Source organism: Neobacillus sp. KR4-4, assembly GCF_042136325.1.
Classification (GTDB): domain Bacteria; phylum Bacillota; class Bacilli; order Bacillales; family Cytobacillaceae; genus Neobacillus.
In genome coordinates this window covers 71,170-90,474 of record NZ_JBHHJU010000009.1, presented here as the reverse complement: position 1 = coordinate 90,474, position 19,305 = coordinate 71,170, and the positions used below count along the sequence as shown (strand labels likewise).

Sequence of the window (19,305 nt, the reverse complement as noted above, 5' to 3'; positions counted from 1 at the left end):
CTTAAGCCCTTTGTTGTTTTTTTCTAGCTAGAATGGAAACTCTTTTGACTACCTCTTCGGTTGTTAAACCAATCTCTTCAAGAAGGGAGTTTACATCCCCATGTTCGATAAATTTGTCTGGTATTCCAATTCTGTCAATGTGTGAATGATAAAAGCCATGGTTTTGCGAAAACTCAAGAATTGCACTCCCGAAACCGCCTTGTAATGCAGCCTCCTCAATGCTGAGAATCGGCATATGTTTTGAAAGGAGATTAGTTAGCATTTTTTCATCCAATGGCTTAATAAAACGGGCATTGACAACCTTGACAGATATCCCCTTCTTATTAAGGATCTCAGCAGCTTTTAACGCCATCGGTATGGTAGTTCCAAAGGTTAAGATTGCTGCATCATCGCCATCTTTAAGAACTTCCCATGTACCAATTGGAATATTATGATATTCCTGATCCATTGGAACCCCAAGTCCATTTCCACGCGGGAATCGCATCGCAATCGGCCCGTCATTATAATTCAGTGCGGTGTATACCATATGCTGGCCTTCATTTTCATCCTTTGGCATCATTAATACCATATTGGGAATATGCCTTAAAAAAGCTATATCAAACACACCTTGATGGGTTTCTCCGTCTGCACCTACCAAACCGGCACGGTCAATTCCCATAAAGACATTTAAATTTTGCCTGCAAATATCGTGAACAACTTGGTCATAGGCTCGTTGTAAAAAGGTTGAATAAATAGCAAGAAAAGGTTTCATATTTTGTGTAGCTAAACCAGCTGCAACTGTCGCAGCATGCTGCTCAGCAATCCCGACATCATACATACGCTCAGGGAACTCACTTGCAAAGCCTTCAAGTTTGGAACCCACAGGCATCGCTGGTGTAATTGCAACAATTCGGTCATCAGTTCGAGCAAGCTTACGAACAGTTTCACTTACAAGACTGCTCCAGGCTGGCGGTGGAGTTTTTGCTGGCTTAACAAAGGCACCTGTATCCATTTTATAAGGTCCAGTTCCATGCCATGTCCCTGTTTTGTCACTTTCCGCTGGCTGGTAACCTTTTCCCTTTTTAGTAATGACGTGCAGAAGGATTGGGCCTTCTGTCTTTTTGGCATAGCTGAAGTTTTCAAATAACGCTTCAAAATTATGACCATCAATTGGACCGAGATAGGTAAAACCTAGTTCCTCAAAAAACATTCCTGAAACAAATAAATATTTAAGGCTGTCTTTCACTCGCTCAGCAGTTGCGGCTAATTTCCCACCCACTGCAGGTACTTTTTTCAGTAGTACTTCCAATTCATCTTTAACCCACTGGTACTTTCCAGCTGTGCGTAATTGGCCAAGGATATTATGAACGGCACCAACATTAGGCGCGATTGACATCTCGTTATCATTTAAGATAACAATCATGTCTTTCTTCTCGTGTCCGATATGATTTAAGGCTTCCAACGCCATTCCACCAGTTAACGCACCATCGCCGATCACAGGAATAACAAAAGATTTTTCCTTTTTTAAATCTCTAGCTATAGCCATCCCCATCGCCGCTGAAAGAGATGTGGAACTATGACCCGTTTCCCATACATCATGCTCACTCTCAGTTCGTTTCGGGAATCCGCATAAGCCTTTATACTGCCGCAATGTATCAAACTCACAAGCCCTGCCAGTTAAAATTTTATGAACATAGGATTGATGTCCCACATCCCAAATAATCTTATCCGTAGGACTGTTAAAACATTTATGTAAAGCAATAGTTAATTCAACAACACCCAAATTTGGTCCAATATGGCCTCCAGTAACAGACAGCTTTTCAATCAAAAACTTTCGGACATCTTGACTTAAAGCCTCTAATTCGGTATTCGACATGCCTTTTAAAAAGGACGGGTCTTTTATTGATAATAGATCCATTTTTGGACCACTCACTTTCATACGTTTATGCATTCTCTGTTTAGTAGCTGTGTAAAAAGGACACATTCAGAAAATTTAACTCTGATTAAAAAATAGCCGCTAACACTTGAGTGATAACGGCATTGACAACGTTTTCTACAATGAAAATAATTATAACACACTTATTTCAATGCCTCAAATTCCGTATATTAATGGTCTCTTGAAGCAACTAAATCAGTTATTTCCAAAAGTAGGTTTGTATTCAATCCTGTCAGGCTTAAATACTTCTTTGACAGATTGATTTGTTTATGCAATGCTGCAGTTGCCCCTTCTAGTGTTAACAACTGCGGATAAGTACTTTTATGATTGTTAGTATCGCTTCCAACAGGCTTCCCAATTAATTGTTGGTTCCCAACTAAATCAAGAATATCATCCTGAATTTGAAAAGCGAGACCTAAGTGATGGGCAAATGATGAAAGGTTCTCTAATTGATCTTGTGTTGCATTTGCCATAATCGCACCCGCAAGAACACTAAACTTTAGTAATTTTCCTGTTTTATGTATGTGTATATACTCAAGTTCTTCTATAGTTAAGGATTTTCCTTCACCTTCCATATCGGCCACTTGGCCGCCAACCATTCCTTCTGTGCCTGCAGCCTTTGCTAATTCAATCACTAATTTTAATTTTGTTGCATCTGATGCAATCTCAGGAGGAATGTTCCCTATTACCTCAAAACTATAAGTTAATAATGCATCTCCAGCTAAAATAGCTATTGCATCACCAAAAACTTTATGATTTGTCGGCTTTCCTCTCCTTAGATCATCATTGTCCATGCTTGGCAAGTCATCATGTATGAGAGAGTATGTATGGATCATCTCAATAGCCGAAGCAGCAAAAAGCCCTTTTTGCGGCTCAACTCCAAATGAGTCTAAAGTAGCGAATAGTAATAATGGGCGTATACGTTTGCCACCTGCTTCAAGGGAATAAATCATCGATTCCTTTATGATTGGGGGGGCATCAAGCTTATTAACTAAAGTCCGAAGCTCCGAATCAAGCAGAAGTTTATATTCTTGTGCAAATGCATCTAGTAACCCGGTTCCCAAGTCTTATACCTCCTCGTCAATGGTAAAACTCTCTGTTTGACCGTCCTCCGTAATAATCTGTGTTAATTGGTCTTCAACATTTTTCAATTTATCATGGCAAAGTTTGGACAACTCCATACCTTCTTTATAGAAGATAATCGCTTCTTCTAAAGGTACGTCACCTTCTTCAAGCTTATCCACTATTTGCTCTAATTTAGTCATCGCTTCTTCAAAGGATAGTTTATTTTCAGTCTTCACGTTTTTCACTCTCCTTAATATTCTCGACTTTGCAAAATAGACTGCCATCTGTTAATTGAATCTGAACTTGCTCATTCATCCTCACTTGATGAATACTTTTTATCAGTCTGTTCTCTTCGGAATATGCTAAACTATAGCCACGTTCCATAATTTTCAAAGGACTTAATGCCCCTAAGGTGGAAAGAATTCGTTCAAATTCAGTTTGTTTTTTTGAAAATACCTGGAGCATGGCACGTTTCATTTCTTTATTGGTATGATCTAATCGTTTACTTGCTTCGTGTAAAGATTGGCTCGGATGGTTCCTTTGTAAGCGTTTATGAAGAGTTTCGTGTTGTCCTTTTTTAATTTGAGACAACCTAGACGCACCACGGACAAGCAGTTCTGTTAGTTTATCAACCTGCTCTAGTTTTTGTTCATATAGTCGATGTGGATAACGAAAGGCATAGGATTTCTGAACACGTGTTAACCGTTCTTTTTCTAACTGATATTTCCCCTTCATTGAACGAAGAAGGCGAGTCTGCCGCTGCAAGACTCTTTCCATTAACTCATCAATATGCGGAACTGCCAGTTCAGCTGCACCAGTTGGTGTAGGTGCACGTAAATCTGCGACAAAGTCGGCAATGGTAAAATCAGTTTCATGTCCAACCGCTGAAATGATAGGAATATCTGAAGAAAAAATTGTACGTGCAACGAGTTCTTCATTAAAGGCCCACAATTCCTCAATGGAACCTCCGCCTCGTCCAACTATTAGCACATCAATTCCGGTCATACTATTTGCTTGAGAGATAGCCTTGGCAATCGATGGTGCAGCATTTTCACCTTGTACAAGGGCAGGAAAGACAAGAATATTTGCAATAGGATATCGCCTTTTAATGGTAGTAATGACATCTCTAATGGCAGCCCCTGTGGGCGAAGTAATCACACCAATTGTTTTCGGATATAATGGTATCGTCTTTTTTGTTTCAAGCGCAAATAACCCTTCTAATTCAAGTTTTTGTTTAAGCTGTTCATAAGCTAAAAACAATTCCCCAATTCCATCTGGAAGCATTTCTTTGATATAGATCTGATATTGACCACTTGGTTCATATACCGAAATTTCACCTTTTACGATCACTTTCATGCCGTTTTCGGGTGTGAATTTCATAGTACGAGAGTTACTTGAAAACATAACGGCAAGAATTCGGGCCCTTTCATCCTTTAAGGTAAAATACATATGTCCGCTCGAATGCTGTTTAAAATTTGAAATTTCACCTCTTACATGCACATCTCGTAAATGCGGGTCTGCATCAAATTTTCTTTTTATGTACTTGGTTAGAGCATTCACAGTTAAATATTTTTGTTCCTGCATATGTAACTCCTTTTTTTACCCAATAATAAAGAACACTTCGATTAGCGAAAAACAGTCCTTATCTAAAATAACAGATAAGGACAATTTCCCCTCTAATTGCGGTCAAGACTCTCTGCAGCTGATTTTAGGGTATTATACATAAGCATCGTAATTGTCATCGGACCCACACCTTTAGGAACAGGTGTAATGTATCCGGCTTTTTCGGACACTTCAGCAAAATCAACATCACCACAAAGCTTTCCGGCTTCATTACGGTTAATACCTACATCAATGACGACAGCACCATCTTTTACATGCTCAGCTTTAATAAAGTTAGCTATCCCAACAGCAGCAATCAGGATATCCGCCTGATTTGTATGTAACTTTAAATCTTTTGTTTTCGAATGACAGTATGTAACAGTTGCATGCTGATTAAGGAATAATTGTCCCACCGGCTTGCCTACAATATTACTTCTCCCAACCACAACAACATGCTTCCCAGCTATTGAAATACCTGTCTCTTCTAGGAGGACCATAATTCCGTAAGGAGTACATGGGAGGAAGGCATTTTGCCCTGTCATCATTCTGCCAATATTTATTGGGTGAAATCCATCAACATCTTTAAGAGGAGAAATTGATTCAATCACTTTTTTCTCATCAATATGCTTAGGAATAGGTAACTGAACTAAGATTCCGTGAATATTAATATCATTATTTAACTCATCAATTTTAGAGAGTAACTCCTCTTCAGAAATCTCCTCTGGCAATTCAATTAAAACAGAATTCATTCCTAGTTCTTTACAGGCTTTTTCTTTATTTGTTACATATGTCCGAGAAGCGTGGTTATTTCCGACAAGGATAACCGCAAGTCCTGGTGTTACCCCAAGTCTTTTTATTCTGCTAACTTCTTCAGCTATTTCCATTCTTTTCTTTTCTGCAATTTCTTTTCCATTAATAATTATAGCGGTCATTTTCTCTTCACCCTTCACTTAATTCTCAAATCATTAATTGTTTTGCAGCTTATTTTTTACTTTTGAAAGGACACCATTAATAAACTTACTTGATTGGTCATCACCATATATTTTTGCTATTTCGATGGCTTCGTCTAAAATAACATTTTCTGGGACCTCTGTTCTAAAGAATTTCATTTCATAGGCAGCTATTCTTAATAAATTTCGATCAACTGTCGCTAAGCGGTCCATCGACCATTTTTCTAGATTTTCACTGATTAAATTGTCAATTGCGGCTTTTTGTTCGATTACCCCTAGAACGAGACTAGTAAGATATTCGTCCCCCGCCTCCCCTTCCAGTACATGTTCAATTGCGGCTGAAGGCTCAGTATTACTTATATCAATTTGAAAAAGTGCCTGCAATGCCTTTTCCCTTGCTGTTCTTCTTTTCATTATACATTTAACTCCTTTAGAGAAATTAATTAAATTTTGTCTATTTTTCATACACATCAATGGTAATAAGTCATAGAATAGGTTTCACATTAACGATAATAGCATAACTAAAAATGATTCGCACTCTAACCTTGTTATTTTTCCATTATGTAAGCACTTTTATTTAAAACTATATTCCAAAAATAGAAAAACCAAAGGAATAAACTCCTTTGGTTTCCATAATTTAGACTTCCGTGTCAATAATCTCTTGTTCATTCTTTTGGTTTTCAAATTGTATGCCCACTACATGAATGTTAACTTCCTCAGCATCGAGAGCAGTCATATTCAGCAATGCTTGCCGAATATTATCCTGAACTTTACTTGCAACAGATGGAATGGATATTCCAAACTTCATCATGCAATAAACATCAACTTTTATTCCTGACTCGGTTAGTTCCACTTTAACGCCTTTTCCGTGGTTTTTTTTCCCTAACCGTTCAACCACACCTGTTGCGAAATTCCCACGCATCGCAGCAACACCTTCCACCTCAGATGCAGCAATACCTGCAATAACTTCGATTACTTCAGGAGCAATTTCAACTTTCCCATGTCCGTTATTGCCTTGTTCCATTTCCAAGACACTAAATTCACTCATTCATAGCACCTCCAATTTTTAATGAGACTTCATCACATCATGCAATTCCAAGAATTTTGTATTAAAGCTGCCTTCTACAAATTTTTCATGATCGAGCAGTTTTAAATGGAATGGAATGGTTGTATGGATACCTTCTACAACAAATTCACTTAAAGCACGTTTCATTCTTGAAATTGCCTCTTCCCTGCTTGCGCCATATGCAATGACTTTTGCAATCATGGAATCGTAATATGGCGGAATCGTATACCCTGGATATGCTGCTGAGTCAATTCGTACACCAAATCCACCTGGTGGAAGATACATGTTGATTTTTCCAGCTGATGGAAGAAAATTCTTTTCCGGGTTTTCGGCATTTATCCGACACTCGATTGCCCATCCAGTGAAAGTTACATCCTTCTGGTTCAACTTTAGTTTCTCTCCAGAAGCCACTCGGATTTGTTCTTTAATGAGATCTATTCCGGTGACCATTTCCGTTACAGGATGCTCCACCTGAATTCGTGTGTTCATTTCCATAAAATAAAATTTCCGATTGCGGTAGTCATATATAAATTCTACCGTGCCGGCACCTGAATAATCAACTGCTTTCGCAGCTTTTACAGCCGCATTTCCCATCTCTTCTCTTATCTCTCCATCTAATGCTGGAGATGGGGTTTCTTCAAGAAGCTTTTGGAGTCTGCGTTGAATGGAACAGTCTCTTTCTCCTAAATGAATAGTGTTACCATAGGAATCAGCAAGGACTTGTATTTCAACATGACGAAAATCCTCAATATATTTCTCAATGTAGACACCAGGATTTCCAAAGGCTGTCATCGCTTCCTGCTGTGTGATACTAATGCCTTTTACTAATTCTTGTTCGTTCTTGGCAACACGAATTCCTTTGCCGCCTCCGCCAGCTGTGGCTTTAATAATTACTGGATATTGGATGTTTTTCACAAGTTCAAGCGCCTCATCGATGTCGTTAATAATCCCAGTTGACCCTGGGACAATTGGAACACCGGCTTCCCGCATGGTTTCCCTTGCAATATCCTTTGTACCCATTTTTGTAATCGCTTCAGGGCTTGGACCGACGAATGTAATATTGCATTCCCGGCAAAGCTCTGCGAAATCAGCATTTTCGGCTAAGAACCCATACCCTGGGTGGATAGCGTCACAAGCTGTTAACCTCGCTACACTAATAAGATTGGTTACATTTAAATAACTGTCTTTTGATGAAGTTGGTCCTATGCAGTAGGCCTCGTCTGCCAGCTGAACATGTAATGCTTCGCGGTCTGCTTCAGAGAATACAGCTACGGATTCAATACCCATTTCTCGACATGCACGAATAATTCTAACTGCAATTTCCCCTCTGTTTGCAATTAACAGTTTTTTTATCATCCTGTTATCGCTCCTAACTTATGGCTTTACTAAAAATAAAGGCTGGCCGTATTCTACTAATTGTCCATCTTTAACGAGGATTTCAACGATTTCTCCGTCAATCTCCGCTTCGATCTCATTGAATAATTTCATTGCTTCTACAATGCACACAATGGAATCTTTTGTGACGTTCGATCCCTGTTTAACATAAGCGTCAGCATCTGGTGTTGGTGAAGCATAGAAAGTTCCAACCATAGGTGAGACAATTTTGTGAAGATTTGTTGTATCGGCTTGCTTTACAGGTTCTTGCTTTTGATCTTCTTGGCTTACTTCCTGAACGGCAGCCGATGGTGTTGCGGTTTGAACGATTGGTGCTACTGAAGTTGGTACAGTTTCAATTACAGATGGAGCAGCACTAACTTGTGAAACATATGTAGCAGAAACATTTTTTTTCATTTTAATTTTTGAACCTTCGTTTTCATATACAAACTCATCAATACTCGATTGGTCCACCAATTTTATTAATTCGCGAATTTCTTGAACTTTTAACATTGAGTTACACCCCTCATACAACAAAATTATGACTAACTACTATAACTATACGATAATATCTAGTGAAAGTTCAATGATGTATATTTTCACCATAGAATATCCCACCCTCTGCCTTATCCCTCTATCTTAATATTTTTATGAACAAAAGGAAATTTTGGACAGTGGATGTCTCACAACATATTATTTTACCCTATATGAGGGTCCACAATCAAAAAAAAGGAAAGTCAGTGACTTTCCTTTTTGTTCGTAACTTATTTTGTTGGCTGGAATTCTACTGCTACATAATTGGTTTCACCAATTTCTTTTTTCACTTGTAAGATGATTTTATTTGCTTCAGTTGCGGAAGGCTTATTCTTAGATTTAACGGTAACTCGTACTTCCTCACCATCAGCTCTGACCAATGCATCTTCATAACCCATTGTTTTAATTAGCGTTTCAAGTATTTCTTCTTTTTGTGCAGTTTGATTTAATTTATCCATTTGGTCTTTTACTTTGCTGCGTTCGACAGCTGGAAGATCAGTTGATGCAAGCTCAGTCGTTAAATCCTCTTGCTGTTGACTTCTTAGGTCATCTAACTTCATTCGAAGTTCTTCAAACTCTTGATCACCAGCAACGGTTGATACAATTGTTTTATCATCTTTTGCTTCTGTTTTTGTTGTTGTTTTTGTTGTTGTTTTTCCTTTATTTTGTTCCTTGGCATCTTGCTGGATAGCTGCAAGATCATTACCCTTTTGCTCTGGTGATGTGATGTAATAAACAGATAATACAACAACTAAACTTAACATCGTTAATAACCAAACTGTTTGTTTTTTCAATAACATCTAAAAACACCCCTTTTATTTTTTAGGTCTTTTAAACTGGCCTGTTGATTTCTGCTCCAGGCACTTTGCTTTCCGCGGGCGGTCCGGGGAGCCTCCTCGTCGCTGCGCTCCTGCGGGGTCTCCCCTGCCCCGTCCTCCCGCAGGAGTCTTCGTGCCTTCCGCTCCAATCAACAGGGTGCCAATATCAACAATAAGCTTTAACACAGTCTATTTTTTAGGCATTACTGCGACCCGATGGCTTGGTACATCTAAGGCGCGTGTAACGGCTTCTACAATCCATTTTTTTACTTGAATATTATCTGCGCCTTTCGCGACTACTAGGACCCCTCGAATTTCAGGCTTTTTCGTTTCTACTACAATAGGAACCTCTTTTTCACCATTACGGATAATCACAAGCTGTTCATCTGTTGAGGCCTCCTGAACTTTACGTTCCCCGCCTTCTCGATCTGTTTCTTCTGTCGTTTGTGATTTGGAAACTCTATTTTTTTCTAGGACCTTCTTATCAGTTGAGTCGATGTTGACGACCACTGTCACATCGTTTACTCCTAGCATTTGCTGGAGGGCCTTCTTAAGTTGACTTTCGTATTTTTCCTCATATGCAGACACTGTCTTATTGCCGGAACCTTGGTTTAGACCAAATGCAGGTACATCTTCGGCTTCGACCTTATTATTGGCCGTAACCGGGATATCTGCTGAACTCGGGTTTTTTTTGAAAACAATATTGCCAACAAGCATAAAAGCTGCACCAATGCATAAAACAACGATCATATATTGGTATTTACCTGGCTTCTTTTCAGAACTTCCTTCGATTTTCAGTACCTTTTTAAGCCATGAAAATGGCCCCTGGTTTTTATTATCCATTTTTGTTATTACTCCCCCCTTCAATCGAAACTTCAACTGTTTTTTCGGTCACATTCCATTTTTGCGAAAGAAAAGCGGCTATTTTTTCAGTTTCTTCTGTTGAGCTTTTAGATGGAAGAGGTGTTTCTGTGTTAATTTCAATTTGTTTAATTGCTTCGACTGTCTTCACTTCATTTTCTGGTTGTTTCAGAAGAACCATAACCTTTTGGAGGTTTTCAGGGAATGCTTGGTCGCTTTCTTCATTTGTAGCTACATCAATTTTTGCGATCTCCAATCCGTATTGTTCCATCAACTCCTCTTTCACGTCCTTTTCCAGTTGGACAGCCATTTCTTCTAAAATATATGCATGTTGCAAGGCTTGTATTTCTTTTTTCTTCAAATCTATTGAATTTTTCATATTTTTTTCTCCAGGAGCTTGATATGAAGGGATAGATCCAAGTGCAGTTTCAAAATCCTTGGAGATCAATTTAAAGATTGGGGTTAGAATAATGGCAATTAAGAGGAGCCCCGTTACCATTTTCGTATATTTTTGCATACTTGAATTGGGGAGGAGCATATCAATTACCGTTGCTAATAAGATAAAAAGAATAATATTCGTTACCCACTCTATTAAAAAATCCATTTTTATCCCCCCTATCTGATCATCATCGTCAGATTTCCAGCTGCAACAATAACTGTTACACATAAAAAGAACATAAGTGACACGATACCCAGTGCTGCGAAAACATATATAACACTTTTACTAATAATATCTAGACAGGTAATGATTGGGCCGCCGCCTAACGGCTGTAAAATTGCAGCGGCAAATTTATATATGAAGGCAATCATTAATATTTTAATAGCCGGAAAGGCCACGATAATAAGTAAAATTCCTACCCCAGCAATACCTACCGTATTTTTTAATAGGACTGATGCACTAACGATCGTATCTGTAGCATCTGTAAACATCCTCCCAATTACAGGAATAAAATTTCCTGTCACAAACTTCGCTGTCCTAATCGTTATTCCATCAGAAACAGCCGCCGAAGCCCCTTGTACTGAGATTACACCAAGGAACACAGTTAAAAAGAGTCCCATAAGTCCAATACTCCAATTTCTTAGCAAGGCTGCTAGTTGTGACACTTTATATTGCTCGGACATCGTACTCACAATACTCAAAAGTGTAGCAAGAAAAAGGAGAGGCAGAATGATATACTGCATAAACAATCCGCTCATATTCATAAGAAATAAAATCACCGGATGAAAGAAGGCTGCTGAAATCAGGCCTCCTGATGCTGCAATTAATGCAAGTAAAAGTGGGACAAGAGCAAGCACAAACGAGATCATCGAACCGATTGCCTCATTTGTATAACTGATTGCGATATGGAAGCTGTTTAGGGCAATAATGACTAACACCATATAAACAATCGAATAGGCAACTTTGCTAATGGCGCTTTTCTCGAAAGCATTTTGCATTGACTGAAGGAACATACTAAAAATGGTTAACATAATCAATGAACCTAGTAATTTACCGTTTGCAACAAATTCTTGAAAGGCAAATTTAACGATTCCCAATCCCCATTGTTTTAAAGAAAATTTTTTCTCACCACTAATGAAGTCATACAAACTGCCTTTCTGACTTTCTGGAAGGAATCCCCCATATTTATACTTGATGTCCTCCCAAAATTGTTTAAGTTCTGTGATATCGAGCGATTTGAGCTGTTCATCAACCAACTCCTGGGGGGAAAGCGGATTGGTTTGATCTTTTCCCTCTTCAGCAGCTTGTACATTTGGAATCAATAAAAAAAAGAATACGAGAATGGTAATAGGAATAAACTGCCATCGCTGCTTCAATTTCCTTAACACCTCTTTTTCAGGTATGTCATTAACTTGGAATAAGCTTTATGATTGTTTCTATTAAAACAGTTAAAATCGGAATAGCCATTGCAAGAATAATAATTTTTCCGGCTATTTCAATTTTAGAAGAGAGTGCTCCCTGACCTGCATCCTTGGTAATCTGGGCCGCAAATTCAGCTATATACGCAATTCCAATAATTTTAAGGATCGTTTCAATATAAACCATATTCACATTTGCATTCACTGCAAGTTTTTCAAGCATATGAATAATTTCATATATTTTATCGACTAAAAATAGGAAAATGACACAACCTACAAAGACGACTAGGAGAAAAGCAAAATTAGGTTTTTGTTCCTTTACAATTAATGCGAGAAAGGTTGCTACGAGTGATATGCCGACGATTTTTATGATTTCAATCTTAGGGCCCCTCCTTTATTGAAATAAAAATACGGATTTAATTTTTTGAAAGAGATCATCCACAATGGAAGCTACCTGGAATAAAATATAAATAAACCCAAACAGCGTGACCCACTGAGCGTATTCTTTTTTTCCCACTTGGTCCAAAACGGTATGCAAAAAGGCAACCACGATTCCCACACCGGCAATTTTAAATATGATATCCACTTCTAACCCCATTGCTTTTCCCCCTAAAATAATAAAATAATCAGTAATAACCCTGACAAAAATCCCAGGCTCTTTACCATTTTTTCGTATGTGGCTTGTGCTTGAACCGCTTCTGCCTCTTCTCTTTCTAGATGTGTCAGTGTCAGCATAATGTGTTTTTGCTGGGAGATCCGATCATGCCGGCCTAGGGTTTCCCCGAATTGCTTCATAATTTCAAATTCTCCCTGCTTTAATGCTGTGGAACTCCATATATCTCTTAAACTCGTTTCCCAGGCTTCTTTAACCGTTGTCTCTGTGTCTGTTAATTTCTTGGAAAAGGCTTCAAAAAAGGGCGAAAGTGGTTTTGATAATTGGTCGGCTAACCTTCGGGCCGCTTCGTGTAACGGTGTATGACCATACATGATTTCTGCTTCAAGTGATTGAAGTGCAGACCTTAATGCTCTGAGCTGTCTTGGCCGTTCACTAAAGCGTCTGGAAATCTCAAACCCAATCCAGGTTGTCGCGACAATTATGAAAACAGCACCTATTAGCTTAATCATTTATGTCACTCTCACTTTTTGATTCATTTCATTTCCATTCACATCTAAAATGTGTGTAATTGTACCTGGTCCTGATGACCTATCAAGAACAATAAACCGTTGAAAGATTCTTTGTTCGAGAATATATCGTAGAGATGGTCTGTTCTTTACTTCTTCAATGCTCGTCCCATGTGTGGTCATCATCAAAGTAATTCCTGCATGAACAGCCTCTTGGATCGCCTCACTATCTTCTTTCCGTCCGATTTCATCAACTACCAATATATCTGGACTCATAGAGCGGATCATCATCATCATTCCTTCAGCTTTCGGACAGGCATCTAATACATCTAAGCGGTCACCAAAAGTCAATTGTGGGATTCCATGAACACAACCGGCAATTTCACTTCGTTCATCTACAATTCCGACCTTACTTGACTCTATTCCGCTTACTCCGAATCCCGAGGAGGCAATTCTTGCAATATCACGAAGTAATGTTGTTTTACCGGTTTGGGGCGGTCCAATCACCATGGTATGCATCCATCTGCCTTGATAGATGTATGGTATAAGAGGTTCTGCTATTCCCACCTTCTCTCTGGCAATCCGGATATTAAAAGAGGAAATATCTCTAATCGCCTTCACCTTGCCACCCTCTAGGATTACCTTGCCTGCGAGTCCAATCCGATGTCCTCCAGAAACAGTGATAAACCCCTGCTTAAGCTCCTCTTCAAGTGTATAGATGGAGAAATGACTTATTTTATTCATTAGATGAATAGCATCTTCTGGTTGGATAATATAGGATAAAAATCTGGGCTTCCCTCTCATTGTTATTTCAATAGGGCGATTGATGCGAATACGAATTTCTTCTAATTCTTCTTTTAGGTTAGGAGGGATTTTGCTGATTAGGTCTGCTATTTTTTTAGGTAAAAAGTTTAAGATTTTTTCCACGTGTGCAACCTCCTCTTATTTGCATTTATCATTATTTAAAATGTATGCCTGCTTGGTCACATTATGACTTTCAAATCTGTCAATTCTTTTTCAATATCCTAGATTATTGCTAGAACAAAGTTTGATAAGTTAACAGGAATGAATTAAATCTCAGAACGTATCATAAGGTAAACCGTGTTTTATAGGAAAGAATATCCACCAAGGAGGCGTTAAAAAGTGTACAATTTCAATTCCCCTCCCCTTGACCGCAATAGACACCCTCACAGGAGCAACTTAATTAAAGTATCAGGTGAGGGAGAAATAGACGTACAACCTGACTCAGCTTTAGTAAACTTAGGGATTATTACTGAAAGTAAGCAATTAATCACGGCGCAACAACAAAACTCCGCTGAAGCAACTAAAGTAATCGACTCACTTATTGAACTAGGTATTACAAAAAATCATATTCAAACTTTCGATTATCGTATTGAATCCGATTATGATTATGATCAAGGGAAACAAATATTTCGCGGCTATAAAATTACTCATATTTTAAAAGTAATAATTGATGATTTATCAATCATTGGAAAGGTTGTAGACACCGCTGTTCAGAATGGGGTAAACTACGTCTCTAATGTTCAATTTACTGCAAAAAACAAAGAATTATTTTATCAGCAGGCCTTAGTTCTTGCTGTAAATAATGCCTCTGAAAAAGCTAAAACCATTGCAAGCACCATAAAGGTTTCATTAAAACCAACTCCAATTCAAATCATCGAAGGAGGAAGTACCGTCCAGCCTGTCTTTAATCAGTCTGCCACTTTCGTGAAAGGAATGACTTCCACACCATTAGAACCGGGACAAATAAAAGTCAAAGCAGAAGTAATCGCCGATTTTAAATTTACTTCCTCACATTAAAAAAGGATTGAACCAATTTTTAGGTTCAATCCTTTTTTGTGGTTTAATTATCATATTTCTTTGCCCAATTATATAATTGCATTTCTGTAACTGGACCATTAAAATGCTCTCTTATTACCCCTTGTTTATCAATTACAAAGGTTTCAGGCTGCCCTGTCACATTATACATTTTCGAAACTTTAGCATTATAATCGAATAAATAATTCATTCCAGCTTTATTTTTCTCAGTTACTTTATTAATCTTATCCATGGTCTCTCCGCGATTAATCATCAGAAAATTATACTTATCCCCATATTCTTTTTGGAACGATTCTAGTTCCGGTAACTCTTCCTTACACGGAGCACACCATGAGGCAAAATAATTCAAAATGACAACCTCTCCCTTAAAATCACTGAGTTTGGTTGTACTTCCATCTAAATTTGGCAATGAAAAATTATACGCTTTATCCCCTACATCTGTATGTTTGCCTTTTGTTACTAAACTATAACCAAAGAAACCGAACATACCTACAATAAGAATCAATACGAGTAATTTAATGACCCGCTTGTTCATCGTACTTCCTCCTGACACCTCTAAGGTTCTATGCAAAAGGCCTGTAAATTCTACACAGGCCCTAAATTACATACTAATTATTTTTCTAGTTGTTTTAAGAATTCAATTTCTTTCTTCAGTTTTGTATGTCTCTTCCCAAGTATTAGCATATATGAGAATATAACAACCCACGCCACTGAATACGCACCATACATAAATTCAAATCCCATGATAAATTCCTCCTATTTTTCCAAGTCTTCTCGTAATTTTTCTTTATACTGCTCAACTTTAAGTTTCATTTTTTCAAAGGAAACACCTTTATGAAGAAGGTAAGAATAAAGAATGGTAAATGCCGCAAGTGAAACAAACAGGGCTACTAACATGGTACCTTCAATACCTCCACCTTTTTGTGAAGGTCCCTCACCAAATACAATTGGGTGAAACTTTGTTTGCCACCAGCGAATCGCGAAGAATACAATCGGAACATCAGCAAACCCGATAATTCCAAATACAGCAGCCAGCCTGGCTTTTTTATCCCAAACTCCATCCATTTGTCGGATCATTATGTAGGCAATATAGATAAAAAATAGAATCAACGTGGTAATTAACCGCGGTTCCCATACCCACCAAGTATTCCATGAAGATTTTGCCCAAATCGGACCTGTCGTTAAAACGATGATTGTAAACACCACTCCAATTTCCGCAGAAATATAGGCATAGGTGTCAAATATTCTTTTCCGTTTGATTAAAAACAATATACTAAATACAAATGTTACAAAGAATGCCATGAATGCAAGCCAAGCAGAGCTTACATGGAAATAAAAGATTTTCTGGGCTGCTCCCATCGTTACTTCCTCAGCAGCAAAGATAAAGATAAAATACAAGGCAGCCAGCATCGAAATAAATGTCGCACCAAATAAAATTTTTGACAGATCCAGGTTATTTTTAACAGTTAATTGAGTTCCAGGAAGCACTGCTTTCTCCCGTTCGAGATTTATACTCATCACTTAAACCTCCAGCACATAATCTATTAATAAGAAACACACAACAAAGAAGATAACATCGTAAGCTGTAACCAACTGAATCCACGCCACGGCACTTGAAAATTTCTCCATGTTGGTTAGGATGATTCTTGTCGCTTGGACAACACCGATTAAGATGGGTGTTGTTATCGGAAACAGTAAGAGCGGAAGCAGCATTTCACTGCTTTTAGAATTGGCTGCTAATGCAGCAAGGAATGTACCAATCGCAATAAATCCAAAACTTCCCAGGAATACAACTAAGATAAAATATGGAAGACTTCCATAGAATTTGAAATCAAATAATAGGAACAAAAACGGGATCGAAACAAGTTCCACAATCAGCATCATGGTAAAATTGGCTAAGAACTTTCCTAAATAAATACTGGCTGCCTCCATTGGTGCCACCAATAATCCTTGCATCGTATCATTCCGCTGCTCTGAAATAAACGACCTGTTCAAACCTAAAATTCCTGCAAAAACGATAATGACCCAAATCACCCCCGGAATAACTGCTTTGGTTGTATTATTAGCAGGGTCAAAGGCAAAGCTGAAAACCACAATCACTAGACCAGCAAATATAATTTGTGTGACCATTATTTGCTTTGTTTTTAGCTCGGAATATAGATCCTTTTTAGCTAGTAAGAGGGCTGTTCGAAAAATGTTCATGATACTCCCTCCACTAATTGTTCATATTTCTCAGAAACATATCCTAAGTTTTGATTTTCAATCCTAAAATCATCGACAATCTTTCCATTTTTAACAATAATAATCCTGTCGCAGATTTCAGCCGCTTGTTTAAAATCATGTGTTACCATCAAAGTAGTCGTCCCTTTTGCTTTCATAGAAAGGATCACATTATTCAATATCCCAATAGCCCCTTGGTCCAACCCGGTGTGCGGCTCGTCCAATAAGAGGATTTCTGGTTCATGAACGATGGCCCTTGCGATAGCAATCCTTTGAATCATCCCGCGTGAGAAGTTCTTTACAGGTTCATTCAAAAAGAATGATAAGCCTACCTCTTTAACAAGCTCCGTTGCTCGTTGTTCAACATTCTTAACACCATATATATTTCCGAAGAAGACAATATTTTCTAATGGTGTGTAATGATCATAAAGCAAGCTGGAATGGGGTAAATAACCCATTATTTTTTTTATTTTTATATGGTTTTTTTTCAAATCCATACCATTAACCTGTATCAGTCCTGATGTAGGTTTTATTAAGGTTGCCAGCACTTTAAGAAGTGTACTTTTCCCTGCTCCATTGGGTCCGAGTATGGCAACTGTTTCGCCTTTACTGATTAAGAGGTCTACACCACGCAAGATAAGTTTATTATCGGCTTGCTTCGTTAGCTTTTTTATTTCTATCATATGAAGTCTCTCCCATCCCAGCTGCTACTCTACAAAGTTACGCAGATTTAATTTTACTTGGACAAGATGTTGTTTATATGCCTCAAGCTTTGCGTGGTATTCATCCTCTGAAAGCTTCCCATCACCGAAGGATTCTTCCAATTCTATGATCTTATCCATAATTGCTTTTTGCTTGGTCATTAATAGTTTAAATGCTTTCTCTTCCTTATCTGCCCCAAGGCGTTCATCAAGTATTCTTGCTTTCCTCCTAAAATAGATATAATAAGAGATTCCTGCAATGACAATCGTCACTAAAATAATCAAGAACACATGCGGGTTAAAGCGATGTATTGGGGATTGTGCCCAAATTCTTAGATGACCAGGATTATGGAAAGCAGGCGCTGTGTGTGTGACTGAACTATTATTTCCACTTTCACTAGTTGTTTCCGCTTCTTTGGTTTCATCTGCCGGTGGCTGAACGTCTTTGTTATAAACCAGAGTAAACGCCTGATTAGCCTTAAGTCCTTCAATACTATAGCCAAAGTAATTTTGATCATCAAATTTGAAGCTGCCTTGACTTGTCGCTTCAGCGCCTTTTACTTCAATACTTCCTCTTCCTTCTGGAACGAGAATCTGCATCATTTGTACGGAATAGTCAGATCTTAAACTTATTACTTTCCCTTTTGCCATTCTATAACTGTATGGCAATACCATCGTTTGATTGGCTGGAATTGGTGTGGTTGTAATGAACCCCTTATTCTTCTCTTTAAAGGCAATTTGATTATCTAAAAAGTTAAGATCTTCTGCTCCTTCAGGAAGGGTTACATTTAAGACAGCTTCGCTTTTTCCGTCCCCTTTATATACATGGTCTGCGGTATTTGTATAGTTAACCATATTCATCATATTCGTCCCGCCGTCTTCTGTAGGACTAATCACGATATAATGCATATCAATTGAAACCTTTGAATCTGATGCCGCTAATCCATGTAAAGGGATTAACAGCATCAGCCCGAGGAAGAAAACGGTGATTTTATTGATCACTTTCCTTCCCCCTTTTTGTTCTTATAGGTCTTCATCTGAGCTTCAATTTCTTTTTCCACTTCATCCATTAATTCTCTGTCGATATTCGTTATCATTAATTCTTCTTCTTCCTTCATAATACTAGCCACTTCTGTCTCATATTGTTTCTTTAAATGCTTATAATCAGCGTGTGAGATTTTATCCATCTTGAACTCAAATTCTATTTCATTAAGAGTGGTCAAAAGTGCTTCTTTGGTAGCATTGATATCTTTTCCTTTAGAAGAAACCTGTATATACGTATCCCACTTAAATAAAGGTGATAAGATTAGAAATAGACAAGCAAGCGCTAAAATGGTAGTAAAAATCATCGAAATGACGGTGATATCTTGCATATTGTTCA

26 protein-coding genes are annotated in these 19,305 nt (G+C 38.1%); 1 reads left to right on the top strand and 25 read right to left on the bottom strand.

The window, feature by feature from the left end; translation table 11 throughout:
• Position 1 precedes the first annotated feature (1 nt).
• The 18 genes from dxs to spoIIIAA all read right to left on the bottom strand — a co-directional run bounded on the left by dxs (position 2) and on the right by spoIIIAA (position 14,091).
• Positions 2–1,897, bottom strand: coding sequence for a 1-deoxy-D-xylulose-5-phosphate synthase (gene dxs, locus ACE198_RS11550; protein ID WP_251457164.1), 1,896 nt, complete (start codon positions 1,895–1,897; stop codon positions 2–4).
• 188 nt (positions 1,898–2,085) lie between these two features.
• Entirely contained in the window at positions 2,086–2,979 is an 894-nt protein-coding gene (locus tag ACE198_RS11545) for a polyprenyl synthetase family protein (RefSeq protein WP_251457167.1), read from the bottom strand.
• Between the two features lie 3 nt (positions 2,980–2,982).
• Entirely contained in the window at positions 2,983–3,216 is a 234-nt protein-coding gene (locus tag ACE198_RS11540) for an exodeoxyribonuclease VII small subunit (protein WP_311315808.1), read from the bottom strand.
• Entirely contained in the window at positions 3,206–4,564 is a 1,359-nt protein-coding gene (xseA, locus tag ACE198_RS11535) for an exodeoxyribonuclease VII large subunit (RefSeq protein WP_375375663.1), read from the bottom strand. The genes ACE198_RS11540 and xseA overlap by 11 nt, the downstream gene beginning before the upstream one ends.
• Positions 4,565–4,656: 92 nt before the next feature.
• Complete coding sequence (folD, locus tag ACE198_RS11530) at positions 4,657–5,514, bottom strand: bifunctional methylenetetrahydrofolate dehydrogenase/methenyltetrahydrofolate cyclohydrolase FolD (RefSeq protein ID WP_251457173.1); 858 nt, start codon at positions 5,512–5,514, stop codon at positions 4,657–4,659.
• Between the two features lie 33 nt (positions 5,515–5,547).
• Positions 5,548–5,946, bottom strand: a complete 399-nt coding sequence (gene nusB / locus ACE198_RS11525) for a transcription antitermination factor NusB (protein WP_098574924.1) — start codon at positions 5,944–5,946, stop codon at positions 5,548–5,550.
• A 223-nt stretch (positions 5,947–6,169) separates the two neighbouring features.
• Complete coding sequence (locus tag ACE198_RS11520; protein WP_251457176.1) at positions 6,170–6,580, bottom strand: Asp23/Gls24 family envelope stress response protein; 411 nt, start codon at positions 6,578–6,580, stop codon at positions 6,170–6,172.
• Between the two features lie 18 nt (positions 6,581–6,598).
• Positions 6,599–7,954: an acetyl-CoA carboxylase biotin carboxylase subunit gene (gene accC / locus ACE198_RS11515; protein WP_098574926.1), complete on the bottom strand. Its 1,356-nt coding sequence runs from the start codon at positions 7,952–7,954 to the stop codon at positions 6,599–6,601.
• Between the two features lie 18 nt (positions 7,955–7,972).
• Positions 7,973–8,485: an acetyl-CoA carboxylase biotin carboxyl carrier protein gene (gene accB, locus ACE198_RS11510; protein WP_098574927.1), complete on the bottom strand. Its 513-nt coding sequence runs from the start codon at positions 8,483–8,485 to the stop codon at positions 7,973–7,975.
• 251 nt (positions 8,486–8,736) lie between these two features.
• On the bottom strand, positions 8,737–9,306 hold the full coding sequence (locus ACE198_RS11505; protein WP_098576554.1) for a SpoIIIAH-like family protein: 570 nt from the start codon (positions 9,304–9,306) through the stop codon (positions 8,737–8,739).
• A 15-nt stretch (positions 9,307–9,321) separates the two neighbouring features.
• Positions 9,322–9,510, bottom strand: coding sequence for a hypothetical protein (locus ACE198_RS11500; protein WP_375375662.1), 189 nt, complete (start codon positions 9,508–9,510; stop codon positions 9,322–9,324).
• Between the two features lie 3 nt (positions 9,511–9,513).
• On the bottom strand, positions 9,514–10,167 hold the full coding sequence (spoIIIAG, locus tag ACE198_RS11495; protein ID WP_098571172.1) for a stage III sporulation protein AG: 654 nt from the start codon (positions 10,165–10,167) through the stop codon (positions 9,514–9,516).
• Positions 10,160–10,789, bottom strand: a complete 630-nt coding sequence (spoIIIAF, locus tag ACE198_RS11490; RefSeq protein ID WP_098571171.1) for a stage III sporulation protein AF — start codon at positions 10,787–10,789, stop codon at positions 10,160–10,162. Before spoIIIAF ends, spoIIIAG begins: the two co-directional genes overlap by 8 nt.
• An 11-nt stretch (positions 10,790–10,800) precedes the next feature.
• Positions 10,801–12,000: a stage III sporulation protein AE gene (spoIIIAE, locus tag ACE198_RS11485; protein ID WP_375375661.1), complete on the bottom strand. Its 1,200-nt coding sequence runs from the start codon at positions 11,998–12,000 to the stop codon at positions 10,801–10,803.
• Between the two features lie 31 nt (positions 12,001–12,031).
• A complete protein-coding gene (gene spoIIIAD, locus ACE198_RS11480; protein ID WP_373561647.1) occupies positions 12,032–12,421 on the bottom strand; it encodes a stage III sporulation protein AD in 390 nt (129 codons plus the stop codon).
• A 15-nt stretch (positions 12,422–12,436) separates the two neighbouring features.
• Positions 12,437–12,640 (bottom strand): stage III sporulation protein AC, encoded by a 204-nt coding sequence (gene spoIIIAC / locus ACE198_RS11475; protein WP_007084610.1) that lies wholly within the window; start codon positions 12,638–12,640, stop codon positions 12,437–12,439.
• 11 nt (positions 12,641–12,651) lie between these two features.
• A complete protein-coding gene (gene spoIIIAB / locus ACE198_RS11470) occupies positions 12,652–13,167 on the bottom strand; it encodes a stage III sporulation protein SpoIIIAB (protein ID WP_098571168.1) in 516 nt (171 codons plus the stop codon).
• Positions 13,168–14,091, bottom strand: coding sequence for a stage III sporulation protein AA (gene spoIIIAA / locus ACE198_RS11465; protein ID WP_251457188.1), 924 nt, complete (start codon positions 14,089–14,091; stop codon positions 13,168–13,170).
• 216 nt (positions 14,092–14,307) lie between these two features.
• Here spoIIIAA and ACE198_RS11460 point away from each other — a divergent pair, with 216 nt between their 5' ends.
• Positions 14,308–14,985 carry an SIMPL domain-containing protein gene (locus ACE198_RS11460; protein ID WP_375375660.1) on the top strand — a complete coding sequence of 226 codons (678 nt, stop codon included), beginning with the start codon at positions 14,308–14,310 and terminating at the stop codon, positions 14,983–14,985.
• A 43-nt stretch (positions 14,986–15,028) separates the two neighbouring features.
• On the opposite strand, the gene ACE198_RS11455 is transcribed toward ACE198_RS11460, so the two are convergent.
• The 7 genes from ACE198_RS11455 to ACE198_RS11425 form a co-directional block, all read right to left on the bottom strand.
• Positions 15,029–15,538: a TlpA family protein disulfide reductase gene (locus ACE198_RS11455; protein ID WP_098571165.1), complete on the bottom strand. Its 510-nt coding sequence runs from the start codon at positions 15,536–15,538 to the stop codon at positions 15,029–15,031.
• 77 nt (positions 15,539–15,615) lie between these two features.
• Complete coding sequence (locus ACE198_RS11450; protein WP_081825327.1) at positions 15,616–15,747, bottom strand: CcmD family protein; 132 nt, start codon at positions 15,745–15,747, stop codon at positions 15,616–15,618.
• A 12-nt stretch (positions 15,748–15,759) separates the two neighbouring features.
• Positions 15,760–16,521, bottom strand: coding sequence for a cytochrome c biogenesis protein (locus ACE198_RS11445; protein WP_375375659.1), 762 nt, complete (start codon positions 16,519–16,521; stop codon positions 15,760–15,762).
• Between the two features lie 3 nt (positions 16,522–16,524).
• Positions 16,525–17,205 (bottom strand): heme exporter protein CcmB, encoded by a 681-nt coding sequence (locus ACE198_RS11440; protein ID WP_375375658.1) that lies wholly within the window; start codon positions 17,203–17,205, stop codon positions 16,525–16,527.
• Complete coding sequence (locus ACE198_RS11435; RefSeq protein WP_251457203.1) at positions 17,202–17,906, bottom strand: ABC transporter ATP-binding protein; 705 nt, start codon at positions 17,904–17,906, stop codon at positions 17,202–17,204. Before ACE198_RS11435 ends, ACE198_RS11440 begins: the two co-directional genes overlap by 4 nt.
• Before the next feature lie 24 nt (positions 17,907–17,930).
• Positions 17,931–18,926 (bottom strand): hypothetical protein, encoded by a 996-nt coding sequence (locus ACE198_RS11430; protein WP_375375657.1) that lies wholly within the window; start codon positions 18,924–18,926, stop codon positions 17,931–17,933.
• Positions 18,923–19,297, bottom strand: coding sequence for a hypothetical protein (locus tag ACE198_RS11425; RefSeq protein WP_375375656.1), 375 nt, complete (start codon positions 19,295–19,297; stop codon positions 18,923–18,925). Before ACE198_RS11425 ends, ACE198_RS11430 begins: the two co-directional genes overlap by 4 nt.
• Positions 19,298–19,305 lie beyond the last annotated feature (8 nt).